This is a genomic window from Fictibacillus phosphorivorans (assembly GCF_001619875.1).
GTDB classification, from domain to species: Bacteria; Bacillota; Bacilli; order Bacillales; family Fictibacillaceae; genus Fictibacillus; species Fictibacillus phosphorivorans_B.
Genome location: NZ_LRFC01000008.1, coordinates 67876 through 91304, shown reverse-complemented (window position 1 = coordinate 91304; position 23429 = coordinate 67876). Strand labels below are relative to the sequence as shown.

Genomic DNA, 23429 nt, shown 5'->3' with positions numbered 1-23429 from the left:
TATGACTAGTAGTGCAATTGCAATGATGGTAATCGGCATGGTCATCCTGTGGGGCGGACTCTTAGCGAGTATTGCAAACGTGGTCCGTGTTTCTAGAAAGAAATAATGAATGAAGCTGGTTCTTCGGTTGAAGAACCAGTTTTTTTTGTAGTGATGCTCGTAAAGCAAAGAAGAGGACTCTAGATTTACAGCGATTCCGAAGATTTATGCTGGCTCACGGAGAAATATGCTCGTTCGCGAAGATTTATGCTCGCTCGTGAAGATTTATGCTCGCTCACGGAGAAATATGCTCGTTCGTGAAGATTTATGCTCGCTTACGGAGATTTACGCTCGCCGCGTAGATTTATGCTCGTACCCGAAGAATTACCCCCAACAACTATCTTCCGCTCATCCCTCCAAATAAAAAAAGAAGCCAAAAGCTTCTTTTTCATCATCACCATTATTTATCTTCGTCTGCTGCTTATTCGTTCCTGACGTTCCCAAGCTTTTAAATAAGGGTATGGATCGAATGCCCACTCGGTATACCCGTTATCACGATACATCCCAAAATGAAGATGAGGTGGAAACTTCCCTGACGTTCCAGGGGGTCCGTAGCCGGTGCTTCCGACATATCCAAGCACCATGCCAGGTTCAACGATCGTTCCTTTTTCAATGGCTTTATTAAAACTGCCTAGATGGGCGTAATAGTGATAGACATTATTGATATCGCGTACTCCAATTCTCCAGCCGCCAAAACGGTTCCAGCCTTTAACTTCTACTATTCCATAAGATACGGCTTTAACCGGTACGCCGTAATCCGCAAAAATATCTGTTCCTTCGTGAATTCGTAATCCACCAAAACCACGGCGGTCACCCCATGTACTTCTGTAGCTGTAATTCGATCTTAAAGGTACGATAAAGCTGTGTTTATCTAAAGCAACCGTCCCATATGTTTCATAAATCTTGGCGTTCTCCATAATAATATCAACGGCTTTATCCCGTTGGTAATAGCTCCATAATCCGATTCTGAAATTTTCGATGTCATGACCATGTTTTTGAATGATTTCTGCAAAGGTAAACAAAATATCTTCATCATTGTTTCGGTCAGCTATTCCGTCATTATTTCCATCTTTTCCGATCCCGCCAAACATCGAAATCCGTTCAGGGTTTGTGTCATCCATCGTTGGGTTGATCGGACCAGACCATTGGATGGGAGAAAAGTAAATGCCCACAAGACCTTTTCTAGCAGGAAGGTCTCTTCTTGCTTTTCTTACGCTTCGTTCATATTGGTCAACTCCGGCAAAATAGTGCCATGGAATAAGTGTAACGGACTCCATTTTTTTATAGAGGCTTAGTCTATCTACATCTTCTTTTGTAAATCGCTCTGCGGCCGCACTCCTGCTTTCCGGAAGAAAGGTTATTAGAAGGGCTGCTAGAGTGAGGAACAGGACTGTTTTCCTCATACGTCCCAATCCACTCCTTTCGTTCATTTATCTATAGTTTGTTGAAGTTAGGAAAAAACATGAAGGAAAAATGTTGGAAAAAACTCTTGTTTGGAATTTTGGCCTCTCGTATGGTAGAGTATTGATGGGACAATAATGTTTAATTGGAAACCAAATAATAAATGTTCATTATAGTGAAGACCAAGAAAATTTGGGGTGATGATGATGGCTAAGAAAGAAGAATATGTACGTAAACCCGAGTGGTTAAAAATAAAGCTGAACACAAATGAGAATTACAAAGAGCTTAAGAAAATGATGCGTGAAAAAAAGCTACATACCGTTTGTGAAGAAGCAAAATGCCCAAACATTCACGAATGCTGGGCTGTACGTAAAACCGCTACATTCATGATACTTGGTGACATCTGTACACGCGCATGCCGTTTTTGTGCAGTAAAAACAGGATTGCCAACAGAACTGGATCTGCAAGAACCAGAACGTGTTGCTGAATCTGTTGAACAAATGGGATTAAAACACGTAGTTATTACAGCTGTAGCGCGTGACGATCTTAAGGATGGCGGGGCTCATGTTTTTGCTGAGACGGTTCGTGCCGTTCGTGCACGTAACCCATTCTGTTCCATTGAAGTTCTTCCTTCTGACATGTTAGGTGACTTTGATGCACTTAAAACATTAATGGATGCTAGACCTGATATTATGAACCACAACATCGAAACAGTTCGACGACTATCTCCAAGAGTTCGTGCACGTGCAACGTACGACAGAACGATGGAGTTCTTAAGACGTGCAAAAGAAATGAATGCAAATATTCCAACGAAATCCAGTCTTATGATTGGTCTTGGAGAAACATGGGAAGAGATTATTGAAACAATGGATGATCTTCGTGCAAACAATGTAGACATCATGACCATCGGACAATATTTACAGCCGACGAAAAAACATCTTAAAGTACAAAAGTACTATACACCTGATGAGTTTAAACAACTGCGCGATATCGCGTTTTCTAAAGGATTCAAGCACTGTGAGTCAGGCCCGCTTGTACGATCTTCTTACCATGCAGATGAGCAAGTGAATGCAGCTGCACAAAATAGCTAAATTAAAAAGAAACCAGAAGCAAACGAACTGCTTCTGGTTTTTATTTACCTTCCATCTCACTGCGCATATTATTGGTTTCCCCGTTCATCTCACCGTTCTCATTTTCTCCGTAGTTCCATTTCTTGCCTTGAGGCGCCTTTTTCATTTGTTGAATCAAGCGGTCCATAATCCCTTCAATTTGTTCCGTATCATTATTTAATGATTGATACTGCTCGATCTTGTCGATCATGCCTTTTTCATCTGATACGTATACGTGATAGTACCTTGGTACAACCGAGAAAGCAGTCATCTTTACTTGATCTGCAGCAGCGTTTCGATCTTTGTTTGTTGTCTTGTATCCGATTAATACCTCTTCGTCTGTAACTAATGTGCCGACATCTTTAACATCTGGTAATTGAAGAACCATATCTGAAATCATATCTGCAAGCTTTTGGCGATTTAAGTATGGAACGGCGTTGCCTGTTTTTACTTTATCCCCGGACATATGACGCATATATCCAAAATCCCCATAGTTCATATTGTTGCCAATCCGATTCTCGTCTTTTACATTTGTTTTTGAGAATTTATATTCCTGACCCATTTTCTTTTGGTCATCACCGCCGCAGCCAGAGAGCACGATGCTGATCAATAAAAGCATTCCTAATTTTTTCATAGCTGTTCACCTCCTTATTTATTAGAATGACCTGAAATGAAATTACTTTACAAAGAAATTGTTGGCTGTAAAAGGCACAAACATGGTAAAATAAGTATCAGGAAATGAGGTGAAGCATTTTTGATTACAGTTGGTAATTATTCCTATGAAGTGATTGAAGATGTACGTGAAGCCTTTAATGAGGAACAATTTAAAGCGCGCTACAGTGAGATATTACATAAATACGATTATATTGTTGGTGATCTCGGATACGAACAGCTTCGACTTCGCGGTTTTTTTGAGGATAACCATGAAAAGGCTACGTTCGATACGAAAATCAGCACGTTGCCGGAATACATTTATGAATATTGCAATTTCGGTTGTCCGTATTTTGTAGTAAAAAAAGTAAACCCCTGAGTCGGATTCAGGGGTTTTTATTTATGAGCCTCGAGAATCATCATATGGCTGCTCTGTATGGTATTCTGGGTCATCATGTGTCGGATGCGCTCCAGGATCCTGTCTTTCCAGTCCAGCATGAAGGTTTTTGTTTTCATAGTTAAAGGCACTATAATATCGCTGTTCTTCTCTCCAAGGGGTCGATTTCCCTAGAGCTCTTTTAATGGGTGAGCCATAAGGCCCCTCAGGCAAATCCTCGGGAAGTACATAATTACGACCGGTCTCCACATTCGAAAAATCAGTGTATTGCCTTTTCTCTTTTTCGAACAAAAAAACCATCCTCTCATAGGCCAGTTTAGGATAAGAACATATCCTTATCTAAAGTGTGTCCCATAGAGCATGATTTTTTCTTGGTACATTTTGATTAAGACTTAAACGACATCAGCTAAAAAGTCACGAAGTTCCATCGCGTCTTCTTCGGTTAAATTAAACGCATGTTCTAAGTAGCCCTCTTCTTCTAAATCGTCCTGTCCAATAATGGCGTAATGACTTCCGAGCATGTTTAAAACAAGCGACTTCCCGTAATGACGTGTTGTTTTTACGATGGCTAAGTCAAAACGTGTATTTCTTCCCATAAAACTCACAAAACGTGTTTCGGTTGTTTCCTTATCATCGTATAAGAAAAAAGTCTCTTCACTCATTCTTTGCTCCTCCTCCAATAATACATCACCAAATTTTCATATGAGGTAATCATGATGGCTCCTACTTTATGTTACACTTTACTTGAGAAACTTACAAAAGGTGATGACTATGTATTTTGTTGATCGAAAGAAAATCAATGAACATTTAGTGTATATGAATGATTTATTAAAGACATTTAAAGAAATGTCCTTACCAGAAGAGCGGTTGGAAGTACTGGCTTTAGAAAGAATCGGACACTTATTGATCGAGTCGATGATGGATGTTGGAAACATGATTATCGATGGATTTATTATGCGTGATCCTGGAAGCTTTGAAGACATTCTCGATATCTTAATCGATGAAAAAGTCATTCCAAATGAAGAAGCTCTTTCTTTGAAGCAAGTCGTAAATCTACGCAAATCACTTGTACAGGAATATACTTCTGCAGATGTAAAAGAAATATACAATACGCTGAATAAACACCTACAAGAACTAGAGGCATTTCCATTACACATTAAACGTTACTTAGAAGAGGAACTCGGACCTGTATCAGCCTTCTTGCCCGAATAATGTAAACATAGTTTTTATACTTTTTTATATAAAAATGTACGTTTTCTTATTTTTGCGGTAAAATGGTAACAAGGATGGTGATGACCATGAAGAATCACACCTCAACCCGTGATGAAATCATCTATCTTTTAAAGAGAAATAAACGGATGACTGTGACAGAAATGGCAAAATCCCTTGGCATAACAGAAATGGCCGTTCGGCGCCACCTTAACACATTAGAGCGAGACCATGTTATTGAAACCACGCTGGTGCGGCAAGCCATGGGAAGACCAATCCATTTTTATCATCTAACGGCTAGCGGGGACGAACAATTTCCACGAAACTATTCGGGACTTACAGTGGAATTTTTAAATGATATTGAAGATGTGAGTGGAACAGAAACAGTAGATCTATTATTTAAAAGACGTGAAAACCGTCTGCAGGATAAATACAAAGATCGAATGAATATGCTTTCTGATTTCGAACAGAAGGTAAACGAACTTGCCAACATTCAGAATGAAGCAGGATACATGGTTGATTGGAAACAGGGAGAAAATCCCGGTACGTATGTATTAACAGAGTACAACTGCCCTATTGCAATGGTGGCAAACGAGTATCAGCAAGCTTGTTCATGTGAACTTTCATTGTTTAAGCGCATGCTTCAAACCGACCATGTAGAACGGAAGACATGCATGGCTAAAGGCGGAGATTATTGCAGCTATATTATAAAAGAAGAAAAGCAAACATCTGAAGTATAAATGGCTTCAGGTGTGTTTTTTTTTGCACTGGGCAAAATGATAAATGTATGTACATAGAAGGAGCGAATCGAATGAAAGCATATAAAGGATTTTTGATTGATTTGGATGGAACGATGTATCGAGGAACGGAAAGAATTATGGAGGCTGTTGAATTTGTTAAAAAACTAAACGAGCTAAATTTACCGTATCTATTTGTAACGAATAACTCTTCCAAGACGAAGAAACAAGTAGCTGATGTGCTTCAAGGATTTGATATACCAGCATCTGCTGAACATGTTTACACAACAAGCATGGCAACGGCAAACTATATTGCAGAATTAAAAGAAAATGCATCTGTTTATTGTATCGGGGAAGATGGCATAAGAGAAGCGTTGCAGGAAAAGGCGCTTCAGCTTGTTGAAGAGAATCCAGACTTTGTCGTTATCGGAATTGACCGGTCCATAACGTATGAAAAATTAGCAAAAGCTTGTCTAGCGGTTCGAAACGGAGCAACATTTATTTCTACGAACGGCGATATAGCCCTCCCGACAGAAAGAGGGCTACTGCCAGGGAATGGATCTTTAACGTCTGTAATTACCGTCTCTACACAAACAGAACCTACGTTTATTGGTAAGCCAGAGTCCATTATTATGGAGATGGCGCTGGAAACGCTCGGAACAAAGAAGGAAGAAACACTCATGATCGGTGACAACTACCAAACGGATATTATGGCCGGTATTCGTGCGGGAATGGATACACTGCTTGTACACACAGGTGTGACGACAAAAAAACACCTAGAGGAAGTAGATGTGCATCCAACTTATACGGTAAACGGATTGGATGAGTGGGAGATTAAATAAGCTGCATTTTATGAAGTTCCTGTGTGGACTAGCAATAGATAGAAATAAAAAAGGCTTAAGTCAAAAGAGAATCCTCTTGTTCTTAAGCCTTATTTTTATTCTTCATTTGCTGCCCGATGTGCTAATCGGCTGGATGCGGCAGCTGCAATAGCTCCCACGATATCATCCAAAAACGTATGGACCTTGCCAGTTGTTTTATCATTTAACTTTTCTAAAATGCCGGGCTTTTGTTTATCAATAAATCCGTAGTTTGTAAAACCGATCGAACCATATATATTTACGATAGAAAGTGCAATCACTTCATCAATTCCATACAAACTTTCATCTCGAGCCAATATTTCTTGAAGCGGCTGTTCAAGTTTTTTCTCTTCTGCTAACACATCAAGTGCAATGCCTGTAAGAATGGCATTCTGTACTTCACGTTTAGCAATGACTCTTTCAACATTTTCTCGGCACACATCCATTTTTAAATCAGGATGATAGGGGACTTGGAGAAAATAAACGAGTTCAGCTATATCGTTTACCGTAACGCCCCGTTCGTTCAGCTGTTTACGTGCTGTTTCTTCGACTCTTTCCACTTTTTTGTTTGGCATCCCTGTACTCCTTTTCTCGATTAGTCTCCTTAGCTTTGTATAGTATATGTTTTCAGGATAAAGTTATGAATTTATAAAAAGTGCTAACCACTTCGCCTATATGGGCATACAATGTTGTATCCATAAACGCGGTGTTACGCTCATGATCTTTAAGCGATTAGCCGCTGGAAAGCTGAAGGGTGGGGGGATCGCCTTTGTTTGAAAGAGATATATTTCATCACTATCAACTGGTTTGTGAAGACAGAAGATCTGAATCTGGTTACCGAACATTCTCGTGCAAGGGAAATCAATATATTGTGATTCCGCAGCAGCAAATGTCCTATGAAAAGCTGCAAGAAATGTCATATATCAGTGACTATCTACAGCAGCGGGGAGAAAATTTTCTCCCTGAGCTGCAGCCGACCATAACAAACATGCCGAGCGCTTATGTTGATGGTGAGTCTGTTATCATTTTTAAAGTAGAGCACAAAAAAGGGGAACATCGTAATTTTGAACTAGGTTCTGAACTCGCCGAATTTCATAAACGAGGTAAAGGGCTAGAGCAATATTATCCTGTTCAGCAAATTGCATACGGCCAGTGGCCAATGTTGTGGATCAATCGAGTGGATGAAATGCATAACAGATATGCAGAAGTATCAGCAAGAAAACAAAAGAACGATTTCGATGAACTGTTTCTAACTACCTTTCCGTATTATGAGGGAATGGCAGAGAACGCTATACAATACATTACGGATTATCAGTTAGAAAGAGGACCAAAGGGAATTGGCTCTGCGGCTATCTGTTATGACAGATTTACTGAACGTTCCTGGATCAGAACGTCGAACAGCTTTGTTAAATTGCCAGTTGGCTGGATTATAGACAGTCCGATGAGAGATGTTGCAGAATGCATCCGCGAAAAAATTTATCAGCCAGAGTTCAGAAGCCACGAGGTTTTACAATTTATTGATGAATACGAAAAAGTTAAGCCATTATCAAAAGGGGCTTGGAGACTTCTTTATGGAAGGCTGCTATTCCCTTCGCAATATTTTGACACGGTTGAGGACCACTATGCTAATGAGAGAGATATAGGAAAAGAGTTATATGTACGCCGCTTTACTGACTTAATCTCGTTTGAAAAACAAAATGAATACTTCCTTAAAAGTTTCTTTAGATCCATCGGCCTGCCAGTTCGAGAATTAAATATCCCGGTAGTCGACTGGCTCGTTCCGATGATTTAAAAAGAAGAGGTGACTCAAAACGTTCTGCTTTGAGGTCCACCTCTTCTTTTTTGTTGCTAGAAGAGATTTTTTGTTCGTGCAAGGCAAACAAATTAGGAGGATGTTCATAAAAGAAGAACACTCTTTACTATTTACGTAGTAATCTCTAATATATCCGTAGATAACCTCCATAAATACGTATATAAGCAGCATAAATGCGTATATAAAATTTTTTATCCCATTTTTGACAGAATTAAATGCTCCTTACAGAAATGCAATCATTCCGGACTCGATTGCTTTATTTTCTTACCACCACATGAGAAAATAACAATAAGGAGTGAAAGCGGATGCAAAAACCATATGTTTTTATTACACGAAAATTACCCGATGAAACACTTGTTGAATTGAATCAAATAGCAGAAGTCAAAATGTGGCCACATGAAGAGGAAGCGGTTCCTCGAGATGTACTCTTAGCCGAGGCACGAAAAGCAGACGGATTACTCACGATGCTCTCGGACAACTTTGATGCTGAATTGCTACAGCAAGCTTCATCACTTAAAGTAGTAGCCAATCTTGCGGTCGGATACGACAACATTGATATAAAGACAGCAAGCAATCTAGGCATTACAGTTTGCAACACACCAGATGTATTAACAGACTCTACAGCAGATTTGGCATTTTCTTTAATTCTCGCAACAGCCCGAAGAATCGTTGAATCGGCCAATTATGTAAAAGAAGGAAAATGGAACAGCTGGGGTCCTTTATTGCTCGCTGGAGCCGATGTTCATCACAAAACGATTGGTATCGTTGGGATGGGAAGGATCGGAGAAGCAGTAGCAAGACGGGCAAAAGGGTTTGATATGAAAATTTTGTATCACAATCGAAATCGCAAGCCTGAAGCTGAAGTTTCACTTAATGCCGAATATAAAGATTTTCATGAGCTCTTAAAGCAATCAGATTTTGTTGTCTCATTAGCTCCATTAACCGCTGAAACAAAAGGAATGTTTAACAGAGAAGCTTTTCAGAGTATGAAGGAAAGTGCAATCTTTATCAATGTCGGAAGGGGAGCAGCAGTAGATGAGAGCGCACTTATTGAAGCACTTCAAAACAAAACAATCGCTGGTGCAGGACTGGATGTTTTTGAAAAAGAACCAATCGACCCCAAACACTCATTATTGATGATGAAGCAAGTGGTAGCTCTCCCGCATATCGGCAGTGCAAGTGTAGAAACCAGAATGAAAATGGCTGAACTAGCCTGCAGAAATATTGTCAATATACTGAACGGAAAAGAGCCTGAAACACCTGTTACATAAGGAGGGACTGTACTGAATCGTTCTTTAGAAGGAAGAACAGCTATTGTCACAGGGGCTAGCCGATTGAATGGAATTGGAGCAGCGGTTTGTTTACAGCTCGCTAAACGAGGAGCAAATATCTATTTTACGACATGGGGTACATATGACAAGGATATTCATGCAGGCAATCATCAAAATGACCCCGATCGCCTTGTTGAAAAAATTCAGAGGCATGGCGTGAAGGCTGTTTATGAAGAAGTTGACTTGAGTGTTTCTAACCATATTCCATTACTTTTTGAAAAAGTGGGTCAACAATTAAGCACACCAAGTATTCTTGTCAACAACGCTTGTTTTTCAAAAAATCATAAGTGGGAAGATACAACGAGTGAAATTCTTGATTCTCATTATGAGATCAACGTTCGGGCTACGACCCTTATAAGCATAGAATTTGCAAAGCGTTTTACAGGGGAAAGAGGCAGCATCATTCATCTAACTTCAGGTCAGTCAAAAGGCCCGATGGCAGGTGAGCTCGCATATGCTGCAACAAAAGGAGCGATCGATGCGCTCACAGTCACGATGGCAGCTGAAATCGGACATAAAGGCATTACAGTTAATGCGGTTAATCCTGGTCCGACAGATACAGGCTGGATGACTGAGGATGTGCGAAACGTTCTACTGCCAAAGTTTCCGCTAGGAAGAGTCGGGCAACCAGAAGATGCAGCAAAATTGATCGCGTTTTTAGCATCGCCAGAAGCAGAGTGGATCACAGGACAAATCATCCATTCAGAAGGCGGGTTTTTAAGACAATAATAAATAACATTTGGGACTGGCTTTTGTGGTTTGATTATCGGACCATAAAGCCAGTTTTTTTATTACCCTTACTACAAAAAAGTGTTGGTTGGTTTTAAATTTTGACTTCTATGATTGTTGATTGGAGTGTAAGATGCGAGACTCTCGGCTAGGACAGGCGGGCAGGTGAGACACTTAAGAGTGAAACGTACAAATGTGGCTCACCGCCCTGCCCCGCGGAAAGCGGGCATTTGGAACGCAAATCAACTACTTAAAAGACACCAATTTATGCAAAGATTTAAATAAAATAAAAAATTTATAAATATACTCTTGAATTAATTTTTATACAGACCTATAATGAACCATAACTTATTTAAGGAGTGATGTGATTTGAGAGCAGGAATTATCGGTGCAACCGGATATGGTGGTATGGAGCTATTCCGGCTATTATCTGCACATCCGGAGATTAAGGAAGTATTTCTCTATTCATCCTCCAAAGCAGGTCAACAGCTTACAGATGAAGTTCAGCATTTATATCAAATTGTTAATCAACCGCTTCGTTCATTAGAACAGCTTCCTATAGATAAGCTTGATGTATTATTTTGCTCAGCTCCTAGCGGTGTTTCAACAGAGCTTCTTCCTCCTTTAGCCAACAAAAATCTAAAGATCATTGATTTAGCAGGAGACTTTCGTATAAAGAACCAAGACACCTACCGAAAGTGGTATCGAAAAGAGCCGCCACCAACAGCACTTATAAATCAAGCGGTATACGGATTAACGGAGTGGAACAGTGAAGATGTAAAAAAGAGTGACTTGATCGCGAATCCAGGCTGTTATCCTACAGCAGCATTACTTGGTCTTTTACCACTATTAAAAACAGGTATGATCAAGCCTGCATCTCTTGTGATTGATGCGAAGAGCGGAATATCAGGAGCAGGTGTTTCTCCTACTAAAGGAACGCATTTTTCTCAAAATAACGACAGCTTAAGCATTTACAAGATGCATCAGCATCAGCATATTCCTGAGATCGAACAGACCATTCAGAGAATCACTGGCATCGATACAAAAATTACTTTCAACACACATCTTATTCCTATGACAAGAGGAATCATGGCTACCATGTACGCAGAATTAGATGAGGATTTTGACTCTCAATCTGTAAAAGAAATCTATGAGGAATCTTACAGCAACAAACACTTTGTGCGTGTTTATGATGAGAGAACAAACCTGTTTACAAAACAAGTTTACGGATCCAATTATTGCGATCTTACTTTTGCAGTTGATGATCGTACGAATCGAATTACAGTTGTTTCTGTAATCGACAATTTGTTAAAAGGGGCAGCAGGTCAGGCCGTTCAAAATATGAACGTCATGTTTAATCTCGATGAAGCAGAGGGACTTCAACATTCACCGATGTTTCCATAAAAGAGGAGGCAGAATAAATGCAGGCGACAAAAGCGGCTATACAAAAGATAACCGGGATAAATATTGCTACTCCAAAAGGCTTTTACGCGAGCGGTCTTCATTGCGGTGTAAAACATAAAAAGCTCGACTTAGGGCTTTTATACAGCGTCAAGCCGGCAAATGCAGCTGGTGTTTATACGACAAACCAAGTACAGGCAGCACCTTTGAAAATTACACAGAACAGCATTTTGCAAGAAGGGAAGCTTCAGGCGATTATTGTGAATTCAGGTAACGCAAACGCGTGTACAGGAAAAAAAGGCTTAGCTGATGCCGAGAGCATGCAGCTTCAAACTGCTCAGAAGCTTGATATACCTTCACACTATGTTGGAGTAGCTTCTACGGGAGTTATCGGAGAACATCTGCCTATGGATAAAATTTCAGCAGGGATTGAAAAATTAGTCCTAGATTCAGAGTTGAAGGGTTCAATAGATTTCGCTCAAGCGATTTTAACAACAGACACTGTTTCAAAAAATACAGCGTATTCTCTGAAAATCAATGATATAAACATAACCATTGCAGGTACAGCTAAAGGGTCGGGAATGATTCACCCGAACATGGCTACAATGCTTGGCTTTATTACAACTGACGCAGCGATCAATCAAGATGATCTTCACTCAGCACTCCGCTATGCAGTTGAGCGGACATTTAACTGCATTACGGTTGATGGCGATACGTCAACAAATGACATGGTGCTCATGCTGGCAAACGGAATGGGTGAAAATGAAGAGCTGAACAAGAACCATCCTGAATGGGAATTGTTCTTAGAGGCGCTTGTTCTAGTTTGTGAAGATTTAGGCAAACTTATTGCGAAAGATGGAGAAGGTGCAAGCAAGCTTATAGAAGTTAACGTGTTAGGTGCGAAGACAGAGAAAGAAGCTAGAATCATAGCCAAGACCGTAGTAGGTTCACCGCTAGTTAAAACAGCTGTTTTTGGTTGTGATGCAAACTGGGGCAGAATCATCGCTGCAGCAGGATACAGCGGGGTGAAATTTAATCCGGATGCTGTGAGAATTTTAATTGGTGAAGATGAAGTTGTTGTAGACGGAGAACCTGTTCCTTTTTCAGAAGAGAAAGTTCGGACCTACTTAAAGAGCCATGAAATTCATATTACGGTTATTATGTCTGAAGGAAACGGAAACGGCCGGGCATGGGGATGCGATCTTACGTATGACTATGTTCAAATCAATGCAAGCTATCGAACGTAAAAGGATGTGAGCGATGTGTTTCATGTTGTAAAAATTGGAGGAAGTACATTAGCTGATTTGCAGCCTGCCTTTTTTGCTGCCCTTAAAAAAAGAATACAGCAAGGCGATAAGATTGTGATCGTTCACGGAGGCGGACCTGAGATCAACAAAAAACTTAAAGCATCAGGACTTCCGTTAGAAATGAAGGACGGGATAAGAATAACAACAAAAGAGACGCTTGCCTGTGTTGAAGCTGCCTTAAAAGACATCACCAACAAAAATCTTGTCCATGTGCTAAATGAAAATGGAATTTCAGCACAGGGTCTATGCGGTTCCGAGCAATCACTCATACAATGTGATTTTTTAGATAAAACGCAATATGGATGGGTAGGACGTGTTATTACAGTAAAAACAGAAATCATAGAAAACGTACTGAACTCATGCATGGTGCCAGTCATTGCATCCCTCGGTATAACAGATAAAGGTGAAACGGTGAACATTAATGCAGATACTGCAGCAGGAGAAACGGCAGCTGCATTATCGGCACATTCGATCTGCTTTGTGACAGATACACCTGGCATTCAAATTAATGGAAAATGGAAAGATACTCTAACTGTCTCTGAAATACGTGAAAACATCATTCAAGGTCACATACACGGCGGAATGGTTCCGAAAGTTGAAGCAGCTATAAAGTGTCTGGATATTAACATTCGTGAAGTGCTAATTACAGATCAAACACTCTCAGGTACTGTAATAGCAGCTAAGGAGGTTATGGTGTAATGAGTTCACTTTTTCCAACGTACAAAAGAAAACAGATACAGCTTCATAAAGGAAGCGGAACGGTTGTGTTTGATCAAAACAACAAGCGATATTTAGACTTTACTAGTGGAATTGCTGTAACCAGTCTAGGGCATTGTCACCCAGAAGTGGTTCGAGCGTTAAAGGAACAAAGTGAGAATATCTGGCATACTTCGAATCTCTTTGAAATACAGCAACAGGAGCTTCTCGCTGAAACCCTAGTGAATCAAACCCATTTAGATGCTGCATTTTTCTGCAATAGTGGTGCAGAAGCTAACGAAGCGGCTATTAAACTTGCGAAGAAATATACAAAACGTAACAAGATTATCACGTTTAAGGATTCTTTTCATGGCAGAACATTCGGCTCCATGTCAGCAACAGGGCAGCCAAAAATAAAAGAAGGCTATGGACCGCTGCTTACTGAATTTATCCATCTTCCTTTTAACGATAGCGTGCAACTTAAAAATACGGCTGATTCTGACACAGCAGCAATTATGTTGGAAGTGATTCAAGGTGAAGGCGGCGTAAAAATAGCTGATTCATCGTTTTATAAACAAGTGCAAGAACTATGCAAGGAACATGACATTCTCCTTATTATCGATGAAGTTCAAACGGGGATTGGCAGAACAGGAAAAAGATATGCATATGAACATTTTGATCTAGATCCTGACATGGTGACACTCGCAAAAGGATTGGGGAATGGCTTTCCAATAGGGGCTATGCTCGGTAAAAGCAAGTTAACAGAAGCATTTGGACCAGGAAGTCATGGAACAACGTTTGGAGGAAATCCGCTAGCTTGCGCTGTAAGCCAATCGGTACTGAATATCATTTTTTGTGATCGCTTTTTAAAAGACGTAGAAAGAAAAGGTAGAAATCTAAAAAATAGATTAGAAGATGCCTTGATAAATTTGCCATTCGTAAATGAAATTCGTGGGATAGGATTATTGATAGGGATAGAGTGTGAATATGCTGCAGAGTTAATGAAAGCTCTTGAAGAGCACGGTTTACTCACAGTACCAGCAGGTGAGAAGGTAATTCGATTATTGCCTCCTTTAAACGTAACAGATGAAGAATTAGAAACAGCAGTGAGAATCGTCACAGAAGCGTTTAACAATATTTATACAAAAGCCATTTAAGGACGAATAATCCTTATTTTTTATACGTATAAATGAATAAAAATACATATCAATATGTGTTTTATACAAGGAGTGGACTTCATTATGAAAGGCTGTATTACTTTATCAAACAATATTTCTTTTGAAGGTGAATGGGTTGGAGACCATCATTATGGTTCAGGGGAAATTGTATTTTATACAGGAATGACAGGATATGAACAAGTGCTGACGGACCCTTCTTATCAAGGGCAGATCGTTGTTTTCTCTTATCCCTTTATTGGTAACTATGGCTTTGAATCTGCAAGTATGGAATCTGCAAAAATTCAAGTTGCCGGTGTAGTTATGGCAGAGTGTTTCTCGTTCGATGTAAAAAGTAGCCGCCAATCACTCAGAGACCTACTTTACGAACACAATATTCCTGCACTTACGAATGTGGATACAAGATCACTTATCCAAGAAATCAGAAAGAAAGGGTCTTTGCCCGCTGTTATGCATCTGCCAAATACACAGCCAGATTCGTTTTCTTTAGAAGAATATTGGCCAGCAACAACCATTACAACAGCAGGATCAGGAAGCACACATATCGTTTTACTAGATTTTGGATACAAAAAATCGATCGTTGATGCTCTCGTAAACGAGGGATGCACGGTTACTGTTGTTCCTTTTGATCAAGAATTAGCTGACATTGAGAAACTCAATCCAGATGGTTTTGTATTTTCAAACGGATCAGGTGACCCTACGAGGTTTTCAAACTATTTTCATCGTTATAAAAATCTTGCAGTCCGCTATCCTGTGCTTGGCATTTGTCTAGGACATCAAATACTAGCACTAGCATTTGGCGGTGAAACGCGAAAGCTGAAGTTTGGTCATCGTGGAGCGAATCATCCTGTTATCAACCTGAAGACGGGAAAAGTGTCAATGAGTTCACAAAATCATAGTTATGTCGTGAAAAAAGAGAGTTTACCAGCTACAGGGTTTTCAATTTGGTTTGAAAATGTAAATGATCAGAGTGTTGAGGGGCTATGGCATAGCACATATAACATTGCCAGTGTCCAATTCCACCCAGAAGCAGCACCTGGTCCGAATGAACATAAAGAAATCTTTCAAAACTTTATTCGTACCGTACAACATAAAGAGAAGGTGAGAAGTTATGCCTAAACAGCAAGATATACAGAAAGTGCTCGTTATTGGCTCTGGGCCTATCGTAATTGGGCAGGCTGCAGAATTTGATTATTCAGGTACCCAAGCGTGCAAAGCCCTAAAAGAAGAAGGTATTGAGGTTGTTTTGATCAATAATAATCCTGCAACAATCATGACTGATAAGACGTTTGCAGATGTTATTTACTTTGAACCTTTAACGGCTGAATACGCAGAACAGATTATTCAAAAAGAAAAGCCTGACGGACTTTTAGCTACAGTTGGCGGTCAAACAGGTCTTAACTTAGCGATGGAACTTCATGAAAAAGGCATTCTAAAAAAACATGGAGTACGACTATTAGGCACAGACATTTACTCTATTCGAAAAGCAGAAGACCGAGATGAGTTTCGTTCATTGATGAAAACCCTTGGAGAACCCGTGCCTGAAAGTGAAATCGTTACATCTCCCCATGAAGCCATTGAGTTTGCTGAGGGAACAGGCTATCCCGTTATCGTACGTCCAGCTTATACACTTGGAGGATTTGGAGGAGGAATTGCATCATCAAAAGAGAAACTGACTTCACTTGTTAAACAAGGTCTGTCGGCAAGTCCGATCAATCAGTGTTTAATCGAAAAGAGTATTGCAGGCTACAAGGAGATTGAATATGAAGTGATGCGCGACAAAAACGGAACGTGCATTACCGTTTGCAACATGGAGAACGTTGACCCTGTTGGGATACATACAGGCGATTCAGTTGTAGTAGCTCCAAGCCAAACATTAACAGATAATGAGTACCAGTCTTTAAGAAAAGCATCTTTAACGATTATTAACGCGCTAGAAATTGTGGGAGGTTGCAACATTCAGTTTGCCCTTCATCCACATACATCTGAATATTACTTAATTGAAGTGAACCCGCGTGTAAGCAGGTCTTCCGCTCTTGCATCAAAAGCGACAGGATACCCGATTGCCAAGATTGCAGCAAAACTGGCACTGGGATATCACCTTCATGAACTGAAAAATCCTGTAACCGGAACGACTTTTGCGAGTTTTGAGCCAGCATTGGATTATGTTGCTGTAAAAATGCCAAGATGGCCGTTTGATAAGTTTCATCATGCAGACCGTAATCTTGGTACCCAGATGAAAGCAACAGGAGAAGTACTTGCATTAGAGAGAAACATGGCATCAGCATTTCAAAAAGCGATCAGGTCTTTAGAGCTTAAAACGAACGGCATGTATTTAAAGGAACTATCTGACATGAATGAAGAGACGTTATTTGATCTTGTCGTTGCTGCAGATGATCGCCGCTTTTTTGTTGTAATGGAACTTTTGCGAAGAGGCGTTTCAGCGGAGAAGATTCATGAACTAACACAGATTACGCCTTATTTTTTATCCATATTTAACGAGATGGTTTCCATGGACCACTCCATGAAAAAAACGAATTATCATACCGTAGAAAGACATCAGCTGCTAAAAGCTAAGAAATTTGGATTTTCTGACAGCTATTTATCTGACATATGGTCTGTAACTGAATCCGATGTACGTCACAAGAGAGAGAAGTGGGGCATTATTCCAACGTACAAAATGGTGGATACATGTGCTGCAGAATTCGAAGCAAAAACGACTTATTTTTATTCGAGTTGGAGCGGAAAAAGTGATAAGGTTCCCTTGCAGAAGAAGAAAGTGGCCGTTATCGGATCAGGGCCAATACGCATCGGGCAAGGTGTGGAGTTCGATTATTGCTGTGTGCATAGTGCGATTGCTCTTAACCGTAATGGATATGAAGCCATTTTGATCAACAACAATCCTGAGACCGTTAGTACCGATTATGAAGTATCTGATTCTCTTTACTTTGAGCCATTAACTTTTGAAGACATTTATCATGTTTTACAGTTTGAAGGAATTTCTGATGTGATTCTGCAGTTTGGTGGCCAAACGTCTATCAATTTGGCGAAGGAATTAGAAGATGCAGGCTTTTCAGTTCTAGGAAGTCCAGCTGACACGGTTGATCAAATGGAAGACAGAGACCGTTTTTACGAATTCCTAGACTCTATACACATACCTAAACTGGCAGGATACACCGCTCAAAATGAAGCGGAAATAAAGAGTTATGCCGATAAGTTAGGTTTTCCCGTTCTTCTTCGCCCATCCTATGTAATCGGGGGGAGCGGTATGAAGGTTTTTTATTCTGAAAGTGAGTTAGCAAGCTTTTTAGAAAGTGAATCAGTAAGTTTTCCTGTCCTTATCGATACTTTTTTAGAAGGAACAGAAGCTGAAGTAGATGTTTTAACTGATGGTACAGACGTTTTTGTACCGGGTATCTTTGAACATATTGAAGGGACTGGTGTTCATTCTGGTGACAGTTTAACCGTAACACCCCCACAAAACCTTTCAAAACAGGTGATGATTCAAATTTTAGCGCAGTCAAAAAAAATAGCAGCGAATATGAACTACAAAGGTTTGTTCAACATTCAATATGCTATTAAAGATGAAACAGTATACGTCATCGAAGTTAATCCTAGAGCATCACGAACAGCGCCGATCATGAGTAAGATTACAGGTGTTAATCTTCTTCAAAAGGCAACTCAATTATTGCTTGGAGAACCACTGAATTCATTAAACCTCGAAGCGGAACATAACGGACAGCCTTTTATCACAGTGAAAGCTCCTGTGTTTTCAACGATAAAACTCCCGGGTGTTTCACCTGTTCTAAGTCCGATGATGATTTCGACAGGAGAAGTAATCGGTATTGATACAGTATATGATTTAGCCTTGCTTAAGGCATTGAAAGGTTCCAGCCTGCAGCTTGCTGATCTTTGGCGAGCAAAGGGTAGCATTTTTGCAGAAGGCGAGTCAGCGAAAGAGGAAGCTGAAAAATGGTCAAAATGCGGCTATGTTATCAAAACGTCAAAAGAAATACCTTTTGATGAGTGGCTAAAAACAGAGGATAAAGCAGCATATATGAACTTTTCAAATGATAGTGAATGCCAGGATGCCAAGCGTGCGGTCCTAGAAAGATTGCACGTTCTGACTAGAAAAGAAACAGCAACCGCTTATTTAAAAGTGCTGCATGGAGTGAACAAACCGAGAAAGGAAGTGCTGATCTAATGTCAATTGTACACCCTCTTCGCACAACACGAAAAAAGAAAGATTTTCTTACTTTAAAGGATTATTCTACATCTGAAATTATCGATCTGTTGAACTTGGCTCGAGACCTGAAGAAGCTAGGTTCATCTGCTCCACTACTATTAAAAGGAAAAATTTTAGGGATGATCTTTGAAAAATCATCCACTCGTACACGTGTTTCATTTGAAGCTGCAATGCTGCAGCTCGGCGGTCATGCAATACATCTTTCTACTCGTGACATCCAGATGGGAAGAGGTGAGTCGATTTCAGATACAGCAAAGGTATTGTCAGGATATCTAGATGCACTGATGATTCGTACGTTTCATCAATCTACCGTTGAAGAGCTTGCTCATAATGGATCGATCCCAGTAATTAATGGACTTACAGACGATTTTCATCCATGCCAAGTGCTTGCCGACCTTTTAACCATTTTGGAGTACAAGGGGTCGTTTAAAGGGAAGAAGCTGGCTTATATTGGAGATGGCAATAACATGGCGCATTCCTTAATGATAGGGTGTGCAAAAGTTGGAATGGATTGTATGATTATTTCACCAAAAAACTATGAGCCAAAAGAAAGTATTGTTTCTTATGCGAAAGAAATCGCAAAACAAACCGGGTCAACCGTAGAAATAACAAATGATCCGATTATGGGTATTAAAGACAGCGACGTGGTTTATACAGACGTATGGGTGAGTATGGGGCAGGAAGCTGAAGCAGAAGAACGTTTAAATCATTTTAAAGGGTATCAAGTTAATGCAGAGCTTGTTTCACATGCAAAAAAAGATTATATTTTCATGCATTGCTTACCCGCACATCGTGAAGAAGAGGTTACAGCTGAAATCATTGATGGGCATCATTCGGTCGTCTTCCCAGAAGCGGAGAACCGCCTTCATGCACAAAAAGCTTTGCTTGTTCATTTGATGTCTTAATAGTTTTTACTGTTGGAACTGAAAAAGTCATGAATTTTAGGATTGGTGCGGTGATTTCCGCTCCAGGGTACATGCTTTCCGCGGGGCGGGCGGTGAGCCCCCTGCCGCTACGCGCCTTAGTGGTCTCACCTGACCCGCTTGTCCCGCAGGTGTCAGTACCCTTCCGCTCCAATCCCTACATGTTTGCATCTAAACCCCAAAAAAAGGATCAAATCAACTGGCATTGACGAGATGGTGTGATTTCTTATTTTGTCCAATAAAAAGTCATCAATAAATTTGTTGAATGTCGGTTTGTAGGATCGTCCAGGTACGAAAATGTCCTCTTCAGTTGACGTTATTTCATTTAGCAAAGAGGAATTACTGTTGTACTTATAAACATTCTTAAAACAAGACAAAAAAACAACTAAGGGAAAATGCTGGAAAGCCCTTGGTTTTTATTTATTTAAGTATCTAGAAATCCTCTGATTTCAAGTGGTCTTACTTTCAAGAATTTTTGTTTTAGTCTTCATTGAAAAGTTGATTGGAGTGGAGGGTGCGAGACTCCTGCGGGACAGGTGGGCAGGTGAGACACTTAGAAGTGAAACGTTAAGAATGTGGCTCACCGCCTGCCCCGCGGAAAGCGAGCACCTGAAACGGAAATCAACTACTTTCATACCATCTAAGCTATGCAAAAACAGCCAACAAAAAAAGCCGCTCTTCAACAGAGCGGCTTCTTCATTAAAATACTTGTTCTAATTCAACAACACCAGGTACTTCTTCAAGCAGTGCACGTTCAATACCTGCTTTTAGTGTAATTGTAGAACTCGGGCAGCTTCCGCAAGCACCCATAAGGCGTACTTTTACTACACCTTCTTCAATATCCACTAATTCCACGTCTCCTCCATCACGAAGAAGGAACGGACGCAATTTATCAAGAACTTCTTCAACTTGTTCACGCATCTCTAAGTTTTGAGTTTCAGCCATAACTATCAAGGCTCCTTTCTTAAAAAGAACTTATCTTTAGTATACGGGATATGGAATAAAAAATCCATGAGCAAGCATCATGATATTTGTGCCTTTTTCTTTTATACAAAATAAGGTATCATGAAAGCAAATAAGCGCATTCATTGAGGTGATTCTTCATGAGTAACTCACTTATAATTAAAGTATATGGCGCAGAACAAAAATGTGCCAGCTGTGTTCATCTACCATCAGCTAAAGAAACGGCTGAATGGCTAGAAGCGGCAATCTCCAGGAAATTTCCAACCACTGATTTTCAAGTTCTATATATCGATATGGAAAAACCGGGAAATGAAGCAGACCAAGCATTCTCCGTAAGGATTATTGAAGAAGACCTGTTTTATCCCGTTGTTGTGATTGACGGAGAAGTTGTTGCAGAAGGAAATCCTAATCTAAAGACGATCTATAGCAAAATTGAACAAAACGGTTATGGCGCTGTAAGTTAAGCGCCTATTTTTTTTATATTGGGTTTTGTACACATGCTTTGTCTTCTTTATGAGAATATGATGTATGGAAAAAAAGGAGGCAAATTGTATTGTTAAACCCTTTAAAAGGTAAAACTCATAAAGATGAGTCATCCTCATTTGCAGGACACCATCACCATCATTATCATGATCTGTGTTTGAAGTACATGGGCCAGAACGTTACGATCGAAATGAATGATGGAAATGTTTATCATGGTCAGCTGCATAGCTTCGATCAAGATAACATGTATATGGTTATGCCTGGTGAGACGGCTGACCGAAATAGCCGTATCATTTTTGTTGGGCCGTTCTTTCCTGGTTTCGGAGTTTTTGGTTTTCCTTTCTTCCGGATTCGCCGTTTCCGACCATATTGGTGGTAGTATAAGAATAGCCCCATGCAGCTGCATGGGGCTATTCTTATACTTGATATTTATATAACCACAGAATTCCTGATTTTAATAAACGAGGTACGCGTCCGATAAGAGCTGTACTTCCCATCGTACCGAAACCACTCTTCTTACCGAGTGATCCCATAACCCCTTTTAATTTAATCTCGTTCATCTCTGGCAGTGGCTGTTCGTTCCATCTTGCTAATAAAACTTGTGAGATCTGCTCGGCTTGTTCCTCAGCTAACTGTGCGCTAGGTGCATAAGGAAGACTTGCACAATCTCCAACTACATAGACATTTTCGTCAGAAGGGAGGTGATGATGCTCACTTAGAACCACTCGTCCTTGACTGTCTTTTTCAACATCTAAATCACGTACGATGCGGCTAGGCTGAATACCTGCAGTCCAAACGATAGCGTCGCATTCAACTTTTTCATCGTGATTATACAATGCGCCTTCTTCTACTTTTGTAACATTAGAGTTGTTAATGACTTCAACCCCATGTTCAATAAACCAGTTTTGTACATAGTTACTTAATCTTTTCTTATACGCAGATAAAATCATGTCACCACGATCGAAAAGCTTAATCGTAAGATCAGGGCGGCTTTCGCGCAACTCGGATGCAAGTTCAACACCTGAAAGACCGGCACCTACAACGGCAACAACCGCGTTTGCATGCAGGTTATTCAGTACTTGATAAGTATGACGCGATTTATCAATGGTCTGAATGCTTAGTGTATATTGGTCTGCACCTGGAACATTATGATACTTGTCCTCACAGCCAAGGCCAATGACTAAGTCATCATACGAAACAGCATCTTGATCTTTTAACAGTACTTTCTTTTCTTTAACATCAATCTCAGTAACTTCACCGTATTTAATGTTTAAGCGTGGGTGATCAGGGAACGTTACGCGAACATGATGATCTGAAATGGTTCCTGCAGCCAGTGCATAATATTCGGTTTTCAAACAATGATAAGGTACACGGTCAATAAGCGTAAGCTGAATATTTTCAGGGAGGTCTGAGGAATTAAGAAGTCTCTTCAACACACGCATATTTCCATATCCTCCGCCAAGTAAAACGAGGTGTTTCATTTGTCATTTCCCCTTTTCTTTCAAGACAATTCATATCTGTTTTTGTATTGCTTTATATAAGTAAATATCCTTAACTCGAAATAAGTAAACGATTTCACGTTTTTGACATGTTTAAGTATAGCACTTTGCAACAAATTCACAACCTTTTATGGAAAAAACACAGGAAGAATGAGTGTTTACATTGACTAGCTCACAAGAAAGAGTTAGGATGAATTCATCAAGAGGTGAAAGAAAAAATGAGACCGATTATAGAGTTTTGTGTAAGTAATTTAGCAAGCGGTGCACAAAAAGCGCTCGAAGAACTCGAGAAAGACTATGATCTTGATGTAATTGAGTATGGATGTCTAGGTTACTGCGGACACTGTGCCAAATCGCTTTTTGCTCTCGTGAACGGAGATATTGTGCACGGCGAAACATCAGATGAACTTGTTAAAAATATCTACAATCATATAGAAGAAAATGAAATGTTCTAAAAAGC

General features: G+C 40.1%; 26 protein-coding genes. 19 read left to right on the top strand and 7 right to left on the bottom strand.

What is annotated here, in order from left to right; genetic code table 11:
• The first annotated feature begins 1 nt into the window (after position 1).
• Positions 2-106 (top strand): methionine/alanine import family NSS transporter small subunit, encoded by a 105-nt coding sequence (locus tag AWM68_RS21325; RefSeq protein ID WP_156488327.1) that lies wholly within the window; start codon positions 2-4, stop codon positions 104-106.
• 337 nt (positions 107-443) lie between these two features.
• Here the strand turns inward: AWM68_RS21325 and AWM68_RS06680 are convergent, their stop codons facing one another.
• Positions 444-1442: a M23 family metallopeptidase gene (locus AWM68_RS06680; RefSeq protein ID WP_066238938.1), complete on the bottom strand. Its 999-nt coding sequence runs from the start codon at positions 1440-1442 to the stop codon at positions 444-446.
• 204 nt (positions 1443-1646) lie between these two features.
• On the opposite strand from AWM68_RS06680, the gene lipA reads away from it, so the two are divergent.
• On the top strand, positions 1647-2531 hold the full coding sequence (gene lipA / locus AWM68_RS06675) for a lipoyl synthase (RefSeq protein WP_066238933.1): 885 nt from the start codon (positions 1647-1649) through the stop codon (positions 2529-2531).
• A 40-nt stretch (positions 2532-2571) separates the two neighbouring features.
• Here the strand turns inward: lipA and AWM68_RS06670 are convergent, their stop codons facing one another.
• Positions 2572-3183, bottom strand: coding sequence for a YhcN/YlaJ family sporulation lipoprotein (locus AWM68_RS06670; protein WP_066238930.1), 612 nt, complete (start codon positions 3181-3183; stop codon positions 2572-2574).
• A gap of 120 nt (positions 3184-3303) precedes the next feature.
• Here AWM68_RS06670 and AWM68_RS06665 point away from each other — a divergent pair, with 120 nt between their 5' ends.
• A complete protein-coding gene (locus AWM68_RS06665) occupies positions 3304-3579 on the top strand; it encodes a YutD family protein (RefSeq protein ID WP_066238928.1) in 276 nt (91 codons plus the stop codon).
• 21 nt (positions 3580-3600) lie between these two features.
• On the opposite strand, the gene AWM68_RS06660 is transcribed toward AWM68_RS06665, so the two are convergent.
• Together AWM68_RS06660 and AWM68_RS06655 are read right to left on the bottom strand one after the other, a co-directional pair.
• Positions 3601-3897 (bottom strand): hypothetical protein, encoded by a 297-nt coding sequence (locus AWM68_RS06660; protein WP_197468140.1) that lies wholly within the window; start codon positions 3895-3897, stop codon positions 3601-3603.
• Between the two features lie 92 nt (positions 3898-3989).
• Entirely contained in the window at positions 3990-4259 is a 270-nt protein-coding gene (locus AWM68_RS06655) for a DUF3055 domain-containing protein (RefSeq protein WP_066238920.1), read from the bottom strand.
• Between the two features lie 109 nt (positions 4260-4368).
• Here AWM68_RS06655 and AWM68_RS06650 point away from each other — a divergent pair, with 109 nt between their 5' ends.
• The 3 genes from AWM68_RS06650 to AWM68_RS06640 all read left to right on the top strand — a co-directional run bounded on the left by AWM68_RS06650 (position 4369) and on the right by AWM68_RS06640 (position 6385).
• Positions 4369-4809 (top strand): DUF86 domain-containing protein, encoded by a 441-nt coding sequence (locus tag AWM68_RS06650; protein ID WP_066238917.1) that lies wholly within the window; start codon positions 4369-4371, stop codon positions 4807-4809.
• An 80-nt stretch (positions 4810-4889) separates the two neighbouring features.
• Entirely contained in the window at positions 4890-5546 is a 657-nt protein-coding gene (locus tag AWM68_RS06645) for a helix-turn-helix transcriptional regulator (protein ID WP_231868388.1), read from the top strand.
• Positions 5547-5617: 71 nt separating this feature from the next.
• Positions 5618-6385 (top strand): TIGR01457 family HAD-type hydrolase, encoded by a 768-nt coding sequence (locus tag AWM68_RS06640; protein WP_066238911.1) that lies wholly within the window; start codon positions 5618-5620, stop codon positions 6383-6385.
• Positions 6386-6480: 95 nt separating this feature from the next.
• On the opposite strand, the gene AWM68_RS06635 is transcribed toward AWM68_RS06640, so the two are convergent.
• Positions 6481-6978, bottom strand: a complete 498-nt coding sequence (locus AWM68_RS06635) for a phosphatidylglycerophosphatase A family protein (protein WP_066238910.1) — start codon at positions 6976-6978, stop codon at positions 6481-6483.
• Between the two features lie 194 nt (positions 6979-7172).
• On the opposite strand from AWM68_RS06635, the gene yutH reads away from it, so the two are divergent.
• From yutH to argF, 10 genes are all read left to right on the top strand, one after another.
• Positions 7173-8195 carry a spore coat putative kinase YutH gene (gene yutH / locus AWM68_RS06630; protein ID WP_066238907.1) on the top strand — a complete coding sequence of 341 codons (1023 nt, stop codon included), beginning with the start codon at positions 7173-7175 and terminating at the stop codon, positions 8193-8195.
• A 326-nt stretch (positions 8196-8521) separates the two neighbouring features.
• Positions 8522-9487, top strand: a complete 966-nt coding sequence (locus AWM68_RS06625) for a 2-hydroxyacid dehydrogenase (protein ID WP_066238903.1) — start codon at positions 8522-8524, stop codon at positions 9485-9487.
• 12 nt (positions 9488-9499) lie between these two features.
• Positions 9500-10276, top strand: coding sequence for an SDR family oxidoreductase (locus AWM68_RS06620; RefSeq protein WP_066238900.1), 777 nt, complete (start codon positions 9500-9502; stop codon positions 10274-10276).
• Positions 10277-10645: 369 nt separating this feature from the next.
• Positions 10646-11680, top strand: a complete 1035-nt coding sequence (argC, locus tag AWM68_RS06615) for an N-acetyl-gamma-glutamyl-phosphate reductase (RefSeq protein ID WP_082820602.1) — start codon at positions 10646-10648, stop codon at positions 11678-11680.
• A gap of 17 nt (positions 11681-11697) precedes the next feature.
• Entirely contained in the window at positions 11698-12924 is a 1227-nt protein-coding gene (gene argJ / locus AWM68_RS06610) for a bifunctional ornithine acetyltransferase/N-acetylglutamate synthase (protein WP_066238897.1), read from the top strand.
• A 15-nt stretch (positions 12925-12939) separates the two neighbouring features.
• Entirely contained in the window at positions 12940-13683 is a 744-nt protein-coding gene (gene argB, locus AWM68_RS06605; RefSeq protein WP_066238894.1) for an acetylglutamate kinase, read from the top strand.
• Complete coding sequence (locus AWM68_RS06600; protein WP_066238891.1) at positions 13683-14837, top strand: acetylornithine transaminase; 1155 nt, start codon at positions 13683-13685, stop codon at positions 14835-14837. The genes argB and AWM68_RS06600 overlap by 1 nt, the downstream gene beginning before the upstream one ends.
• An 84-nt stretch (positions 14838-14921) precedes the next feature.
• Complete coding sequence (locus AWM68_RS06595; RefSeq protein WP_066238888.1) at positions 14922-15974, top strand: carbamoyl phosphate synthase small subunit; 1053 nt, start codon at positions 14922-14924, stop codon at positions 15972-15974.
• On the top strand, positions 15967-19059 hold the full coding sequence (locus tag AWM68_RS06590; protein WP_066238886.1) for a carbamoyl phosphate synthase large subunit: 3093 nt from the start codon (positions 15967-15969) through the stop codon (positions 19057-19059). Before AWM68_RS06595 ends, AWM68_RS06590 begins: the two co-directional genes overlap by 8 nt.
• Complete coding sequence (gene argF / locus AWM68_RS06585) at positions 19059-20006, top strand: ornithine carbamoyltransferase (RefSeq protein ID WP_066238883.1); 948 nt, start codon at positions 19059-19061, stop codon at positions 20004-20006. Before AWM68_RS06590 ends, argF begins: the two co-directional genes overlap by 1 nt.
• A gap of 717 nt (positions 20007-20723) precedes the next feature.
• Here argF and AWM68_RS06580 read toward each other — a convergent pair.
• Complete coding sequence (locus tag AWM68_RS06580) at positions 20724-20969, bottom strand: NifU family protein (protein ID WP_066238880.1); 246 nt, start codon at positions 20967-20969, stop codon at positions 20724-20726.
• A 158-nt stretch (positions 20970-21127) separates the two neighbouring features.
• Between AWM68_RS06580 and AWM68_RS06575 the strand changes: the two genes are divergently transcribed.
• Together AWM68_RS06575 and AWM68_RS06570 are read left to right on the top strand one after the other, a co-directional pair.
• The gene (locus tag AWM68_RS06575; RefSeq protein ID WP_066238876.1) at positions 21128-21451 is read left to right on the top strand and encodes a YuzD family protein; all 324 of its coding nucleotides are present in this window, start codon (positions 21128-21130) and stop codon (positions 21449-21451) included.
• Between the two features lie 89 nt (positions 21452-21540).
• A complete protein-coding gene (locus tag AWM68_RS06570) occupies positions 21541-21849 on the top strand; it encodes an LSM domain-containing protein (RefSeq protein ID WP_066238873.1) in 309 nt (102 codons plus the stop codon).
• 37 nt (positions 21850-21886) lie between these two features.
• On the opposite strand, the gene AWM68_RS06565 is transcribed toward AWM68_RS06570, so the two are convergent.
• Positions 21887-22951, bottom strand: a complete 1065-nt coding sequence (locus AWM68_RS06565; RefSeq protein WP_066238867.1) for an NAD(P)/FAD-dependent oxidoreductase — start codon at positions 22949-22951, stop codon at positions 21887-21889.
• Between the two features lie 236 nt (positions 22952-23187).
• Between AWM68_RS06565 and AWM68_RS06560 the strand changes: the two genes are divergently transcribed.
• Positions 23188-23424, top strand: a complete 237-nt coding sequence (locus tag AWM68_RS06560; RefSeq protein WP_066238864.1) for a YuzB family protein — start codon at positions 23188-23190, stop codon at positions 23422-23424.
• Positions 23425-23429 lie beyond the last annotated feature (5 nt).